Origin of the sequence: Anaerotignum sp., from assembly GCF_030625865.1 — a bacterium.
GTDB lineage: Bacteria > Bacillota > Clostridia > Lachnospirales > Anaerotignaceae > Chakrabartyella.
Map to the genome: position 1 here is coordinate 1 of NZ_DAOUQB010000070.1, position 6,002 is coordinate 6,002.

General features: G+C 40.6%; 5 protein-coding genes and 1 riboswitch. All 5 genes read left to right on the top strand.

What is annotated here, in order from left to right; genetic code table 11:
* Positions 1–123: 123 nt before the first annotated feature.
* A riboswitch (glycine riboswitch) is annotated at positions 124–198 on the top strand.
* Between the two features lie 205 nt (positions 199–403).
* A complete protein-coding gene (gene gcvT / locus P9Q65_RS12850) occupies positions 404–1,486 on the top strand; it encodes a glycine cleavage system aminomethyltransferase GcvT (RefSeq protein ID WP_304509890.1) in 1,083 nt (360 codons plus the stop codon).
* A gap of 20 nt (positions 1,487–1,506) precedes the next feature.
* Positions 1,507–1,893: a glycine cleavage system protein GcvH gene (gcvH, locus tag P9Q65_RS12855; protein WP_304509892.1), complete on the top strand. Its 387-nt coding sequence runs from the start codon at positions 1,507–1,509 to the stop codon at positions 1,891–1,893.
* A gap of 16 nt (positions 1,894–1,909) precedes the next feature.
* Complete coding sequence (gene gcvPA, locus P9Q65_RS12860; protein ID WP_304509893.1) at positions 1,910–3,229, top strand: aminomethyl-transferring glycine dehydrogenase subunit GcvPA; 1,320 nt, start codon at positions 1,910–1,912, stop codon at positions 3,227–3,229.
* Positions 3,230–3,231: 2 nt separating this feature from the next.
* Positions 3,232–4,680, top strand: a complete 1,449-nt coding sequence (gene gcvPB / locus P9Q65_RS12865) for an aminomethyl-transferring glycine dehydrogenase subunit GcvPB (protein ID WP_304509894.1) — start codon at positions 3,232–3,234, stop codon at positions 4,678–4,680.
* A 53-nt stretch (positions 4,681–4,733) separates the two neighbouring features.
* A partial coding sequence (gene lpdA / locus P9Q65_RS12870; RefSeq protein ID WP_304509895.1) for a dihydrolipoyl dehydrogenase occupies positions 4,734–6,002 on the top strand: 1,269 nt, incomplete at its 3' end.

Sequence of the window (6,002 nt, forward strand, 5' to 3'; positions counted from 1 at the left end):
CTATTAAATTTTCTAAGTATGAGGGTAAGAATGTATATTGAGTACAAATTAACCAATTAATTTAAAAAGTCTTGCAGTATTATAAAATATATGGTATTATACAACAAATTTGATAAAAAATGGATGACGAATTCAAGAGAGACTGTCGAGCAGCACCGAAGGGGAAAAACTCTCAGGTAAAAGGATTGAATTTTGACGATACTCTGGAGAACAACATTTGAGTTGTACCGAAGAAGTAATTACCGAAGATATTTGTAGACATTTTCGGTACTAATCTTTCAGGTTAAAAAGGACAGAGACTAGTGTAAATATTTTTAATAAATATTTGCGTTAGTCTCTTTTTTATCCCCCAAAAAGGAAAAGAGAAGCAAAATACAAAATAATTTGTAAAGGAGAATAAAAAATGGGATTAAAAACACCTCTATATCATGCACATGTGAGTGCAAAGGGCAGAATGACTGATTTTGCGGGCTTTACCCTTCCCATTCAGTATTGTGGCGTCATTGCAGAACACATGGCGGTTCGTACGAAGGCAGGACTTTTCGATGTCTCCCATATGGGAGAAATACTGTGTGAAGGCAAGGATGCCCTTGCAAATCTTCAGTATATTCTTACAAATGATTTTTCTAATATGACTGATGGTCAGGCGAGATACAGCCCTATGTGCAATAAAAACGGCGGTACGCTAGATGATTTGATTGTCTATAAAAGAGCCGAAAATGATTATTTTATCGTGGTTAATGCCGTTAACAAGGATAAGGATTACGAATGGATGCTTGCACATCAATTTGGAGACGTGGTGTTTACGGACATTTCGGATCAGGTGGCGCAGATAGCACTTCAGGGGCCAAAATCTATAGATATTTTAAGCAAGGTGGCAGACAACAAAAGTATTCCTCAAAAATATTATTCCGCTGTGTTTGATGGGATGATTGACGATATCAATTGTATTATCTCAAGAACCGGATATACAGGGGAAGAGGGCGTCGAAATTTATCTTGCCGGGGAAGATGCAGAAAAACTATGGAATCTGTTATTGGAAGCGGGCAAGGAGGATGGATTGATTCCTTGTGGACTGGGTGCCAGAGATACACTGCGTCTGGAGGCGGCAATGCCCCTGTATGGACATGAGCTAAACAGTGAAACCTCACCTTTAGAATGTGGACTTCGTTTTGCGGTTAAGATGACAAAAGACAACTTTATTGGAAAAACTGCTATGCTACACAATGAAGAAAACGAGAGGGTACGCGTTGGCCTTAAGGGAATCGGCAGAGGAATTATGCGAGAAAATGCTTCTGTTTATTTGGAAGACGCAATTATTGGTCAGACGACATCAGGAACTCATTTTCCATTTTTAGGCTATTCGGGTGCCATAGCCCTTTTAAATATAAATTGTGCCATTGGAACAGTTGTGGAGGTCATGACAAGAAACGGAAAAATAAAAGCAGAGGTTGTTTCCTTACCATTTTATAAGAGAACAAAATAATCATATTAGGGGGCGAAAAAATGAAGATATTAAACGATTTATTTTATTCCAAATTCCATGAGTGGATTAAATTTGATGGGGAAAGTGCAGTAGTGGGACTAACAGATTATGCTCAGTCTGCGTTAGGGGATATTGTTTTTGTTAATTTGCCTGAGATTGGCGATGAGGTAGGTGTTGATGGGTCATTTGCAGATGTAGAGTCCGTTAAGGCGGTTTCTGATATTTATACCCCTGTGGGTGGCACGGTAAGTGCAATTAATGAAGCGCTGTTGGATGCGCCGGAAAAAATAAACCAGGATGCTTATGATGCTTGGCTGGTAAAGTTTGAAAACATTACCGAAAGAGGCGAGCTTTTGCGTGCTGATGAATACAAAGCATATATCGAAAGTATACAAGAAGAAGAATAGAATCGGAGGCGAAACAATGGGAAGCTATGTTCCTTCAACAGATTTGGAAAGGCGAGAGATGCTGTCGGCGTTGGGCATGCATTCTGAAAAAGAGCTTTTTGAAGATATATCCCCGCAGGTAAGACTGAAAGAGGAACTTTGCTTACCCAAGGGTATGTCCGAATTAGAAGTACGCAGAAACATAATGGGTCTTGCAAATAAAAATAAAGTTTTTTCCTCTGTTTTCAGAGGGGCGGGGGCATATAGGCATTTTATTCCTGCAATTGTCAAAAGCGTTACATCTAAGGAAAGTCTTTTGACGGCATATACACCGTACCAGCCAGAAATCAGTCAGGGGATTTTGCAGTCAATCTTCGAATATCAAACTATGATTTGCGAATTAACGGGGATGGATGTCTCCAATGCATCGGTGTACGATGGAGCAACGGCGGCCGCCGAGAGCATAATGATGTGCCAAGAAAGAAAGCGGTCAAAGGTCTTTATTTCTAGAACTGTAAATCCATTTGTTCTGGAAACCGTTCAGACTTATTGTTTTGGAAAAAATTTGGAATTAATCATTATTCCGGAACAAAATGGCGTAACAAATCTTTCTTTTATAGAAAACAATGTTGACGCCGCCACTGCTTGTGTCTATATTCAACAGCCGAATTTTTATGGCAGCTTTGAAGATGGAGAAAAAATAGGGGAACTGGTTCATAGTGCGGGGGCAAAATATATTATGGGGGTTAACCCCATTTCCCTTGGAATTGCAAAAACCCCCAGAGAATACGGTGCGGATATTGCTGTGGGAGAAGGTCAGCCCTTAGGGCTACCCCTTAGCTTTGGAGGCCCGTATCTCGGGTTTATGGCAACGGTGGATTCCATGAAGAGAAAGCTTCCCGGTAGGATTGTTGGACAGACAAAGGATTTGAATGGAAAAATAGGATATGTACTTACTTTGCAGGCAAGAGAACAACATATCAGAAGAGAAAAGTCATCCAGCAATATTTGTTCTAATGAGGCTTTATGCGCCCTTGCGGCAGGGGTTTATCTTTCCGCTATGGGAGAGAGTGGGCTTCGTAAAGTGGCGGTACAGAGTATGTCAAAGGCACATTATCTGGCAGAAAGACTTGGTGAACTAGGATATAGGTTAGTTAATAAAAAGGAATTTTTTAATGAGTTTGTGTCGGAATCCCCAAAACCCATCAGTGAGGTAATGAATCTTCTGGAATCCCGAGGAATATTAGGGGGATTTCCGCTAAGGGGAGAAAACGAAGGAAAAATTTTATGGTGCTGTACGGAAATGAACAGTAAGGATGACATAGACGAATTAATTCGTATCTTGCAGGGGGTGTGAGAATGCTGATTTTTGAAAAAAGCAGAGAAGGAAGAGAAATAAGCCTTTTGCCAATATGCGATGTGCCCGAAGTAATGCTATCCCCACAATTTCATAGAAATATGGTATTACGGTTGCCGGAAATATCAGAAAATGATTTGAGCAGGCATTATAGCGAGATTGGGGAAAAAACATACGGTGTAAATCAAGGGGCTTATCCATTGGGCTCATGTACCATGAAGTATAACCCGAAAATAAATGAGGAATTGGCTGGTTTAACTGGATTTACGGAAATTCATCCACTGCAAAAGGAGGATACTGTGCAGGGCTGTCTTGAAGTGTTGAGTATGCTGGAAAAATATCTCTGCGAAATAACAGGCATGACTCACTTCACAATGCAGCCTGCGGCAGGTGCCCATGGAGAGTTAACGGGACTTTTGATGATTAAGGCATTCCACCACAAACGTGGCGATACAAAAAGAACGAAAATTATTATTCCTGATTCTGCCCATGGTACGAATCCGGCAAGTGCCACTATGGCAGGGTTTGAGACGGTAACGGTTCCATCTGATAAAGACGGTGGCGTTGATATCGAAAAGCTGAAAGAAGCCATCGGAAACGACACCGCAGGGCTTATGCTGACAAATCCCAATACACTAGGGTTATTTGATAAGAATATTATGGAAATTACTAATATGATACATGACTGCGGAGGAATCAATTATTATGATGGTGCCAACCTGAATGCCGTTATGGGAATTGCAAGACCTGGCGATATGGGGTTTGATGTTATTCATGTAAATTTGCACAAGACGTTTTCCGCTCCCCATGGCGGCGGAGGTCCAGGAAGTGGCCCTGTTGGATGCAAGAAATTTCTTTCGGAATTTTTGCCGTCAGTGCGTAGTGAAGAAGAAAAAGGGAAATTTTGTTTTGTAAAAGCAGAAAACGCTATCGGAGAAATGAAAAGCTTTTATGGGAATTTTTTGGTAGTGGTAAGAGCCCTTGCTTACCTCATGACACTGGGGAGAGAGGGTGTTTTACAGGCAAGTGAATATGCAGTGCTCAATGCTAATTACATGTTCCATAAGCTGAAAGATTTGTACCCTCCTGCCTATGACAGAAGCTGTATGCACGAGTTTGTTTTCAGCTTGGAAAAATTAAAAAAAGAAACAGGAGTGTCAGCGTTGGATATTGCAAAGGCTATGCTCGACAAAGGAATTCATCCGCCGACCATGTATTTCCCTTTGATTGTTCATGAAGCCTTGATGTTTGAACCGACAGAAACGGAATCAAAAGAAACCATGGATGATATGGTTCAAATTCTTAGAGACCTATATGAAGAAGCTCATACAACTCCCGATATATTGTGTAATGCACCAATTACAACTTCAGTTGGAAGGTTGAATGAGGTTGAAGCCGCAAGAAATCCGATACTTAGGTACCAAAGTAATGATGAAAAGGGAGCTATTTGAGGATGGGGAAACTTATGCGTTTATTCTAAATAAGAAATAAGGGGTTGATGAAAATGGAAAAAACATTTGATTTAATCATAATCGGAGCTGGCCCCGGGGGTTATGTAGCTGCTATCAAAGCCGCAAAGCTTGGTCTTAGAACCGCAATCGTTGAATATAGGGAAGTGGGCGGAACCTGCTTAAACAGAGGATGCATTCCTACAAAGGCAATGCTGCATGCAGCCAATTTATACAAAGAAATCAAAGAGGCGAAAAAATTCGGGATTACTGCAGAAAATGTCTCTTTTGATTATTCAAAAATCATAGAATACAAAGAGGAAACCTGTTTAAAACTTCGGGAAGGCATTTTAAGCCTTCTTAAAGCCAATGGTGTGGTGCTGATAAAGGGAAAAGCAGTACTTGAAAAAGATAAAATAGTCACTGTTTTTCGAAACGGTGCAGTAGAGACGTACAGAGCCCAAAGTATCATATTGGCTACCGGTGCTGTTCCATCCAAGATATCGGTAAAAGGAAGTCAGCTTGATGGAGTACTAAATAGCGAGGAGTTGTTTCTCCTTGAAGAAGCACCTCAAAGCCTTGTCATTGTGGGTGGCGGTGTAATCGGCGTGGAAATGGCAAAAGTGTTTAGCTCATTGAATGCAAAAATTACGCTGATTGAAGCGGCACCAAAGCTAATTTCTAATTTTGACAAGGAGATAGCCCAAAGCTTGAAAATGACATTGAAAAAACAGGGTGTTGAAGTTTATACATCCTCTCTTTTAAAAAGCATTGAAAAAAATAAAGATGGTTTATTATGTTCGTTTGAGGAAAACGGTAAAAATAGGGAAGTTTTAAGCCCATATGTGCTCTTTGCTGTGGGACGCGAGCCGAATATAGATGGATTATTTGGTGAAGGTGTAACGATTGAAATGTCAGGGAAAAAGGTCGCTGTTGATGGTGGCTTTGAAACAAGCATAAAGGGGGTATATGCAATAGGTGATTTGTGTAGTGATATACAACTTGCACATAATGCGGTTGCACAGGGTATTCATATTGCGCAAAAGCTTGGGGGGGGCTGTTCCACTGAGGACTTAGGTGTAATTCCCAGCTGTATTTACACAAATCCTGAAATAGCCTCAGTAGGAATAACCGAGCAGTCAGCAAAGAAAGCTGAAATTCCTATAAAAGTTGGAAAATTTATCATGAGCGGTAATGGGAAAGCCCTTATATCAAAAGATGAAAGAGGCTTTATAAAGGTCATTACCCATAGGGAAAGTGGCATCATTCTAGGTGCACAGCTAATGTGTGCAAGAGCAACAGATATGATAGGCGAGTTTACGATG

Bases quoted from the DNA above. Each gene is read 5' to 3' on its own strand.
- gcvH (WP_304509892.1), top strand. From the start codon at position 1,507: ATGAAGATATTAAACGATTTATTTTATTCCAAATTCCATGAGTGGATT.
- gcvPA (WP_304509893.1), top strand. From the start codon at position 1,910: ATGGGAAGCTATGTTCCTTCAACAGATTTGGAAAGGCGAGAGATGCTG.
- gcvT (WP_304509890.1), top strand. From the start codon at position 404: ATGGGATTAAAAACACCTCTATATCATGCACATGTGAGTGCAAAGGGC.
- gcvPB (WP_304509894.1), top strand. From the start codon at position 3,232: ATGCTGATTTTTGAAAAAAGCAGAGAAGGAAGAGAAATAAGCCTTTTG.